Genomic DNA, 812 nt, shown 5'->3' with positions numbered 1-812 from the left:
GTGGTACTAAGCGTACGACAAGTAGGGCGGGACACGAGAAATCCTGTCTGAACATGGGGGGACCATCCTCCAAGGCTAAATACTCGTAATCGACCGATAGTGAACCAGTACCGTGAGGGAAAGGCGAAAAGAACCCCGGGAGGGGAGTGAAATAGATCCTGAAACCGTGTGCATACAAACAGTCGGAGCCTCTTCGTGGGGTGACGGCGTACCTTTTGTATAATGGGTCAGCGACTTACATTCAGTGGCAAGGTTAACCAGATTGGGGAGCCGTAGAGAAATCGAGTCCGAACAGGGCGCCAGTCGCTGGGTGTAGACCCGAAACCAAGTGATCTATCCATGGCCAGGTTGAAGGTGCGGTAACACGCACTGGAGGACCGAACCCACTAATGTTGAAAAATTAGGGGATGAGCTGTGGATAGGGGTGAAAGGCTAAACAAACTTGGAAATAGCTGGTTCTCTCCGAAAACTATTTAGGTAGTGCCTCAAGTATCACCATCGGGGGTAGAGCACTGTTATGGCTAGGGGGTCATCGCGACTTACCAAACCATTGCAAACTCCGAATACCGATGAGTGCGAGCTTGGGAGACAGACGTCGGGTGCTAACGTCCGGCGTCAAGAGGGAAACAACCCAGACCGCCAGCTAAGGTCCCAAAGATTGGCTAAGTGGAAAACGAAGTGGGAAGGCTAAAACAGTCAGGATGTTGGCTTAGAAGCAGCCATCATTTAAAGAAAGCGTAATAGCTCACTGATCGAGTCGTCCTGCGCGGAAGATGTAACGGGGCTAAGCCAGTCACCGAAGCTGCGGATAT

The 812-nt window shown here is 51.5% G+C and carries 1 rRNA gene; it reads left to right on the top strand.

Going from position 1 to position 812, the window contains the following annotated elements:
- Positions 1-812, top strand: a 23S ribosomal RNA gene (locus GJ700_RS34700); the annotation flags it as partial.

The organism is Pseudoduganella rivuli (assembly GCF_009674485.1).
GTDB lineage: Bacteria > Pseudomonadota > Gammaproteobacteria > Burkholderiales > Burkholderiaceae_D > Rugamonas > Rugamonas rivuli_B.
This window is presented reverse-complemented; position numbering and strand designations above follow the sequence as displayed.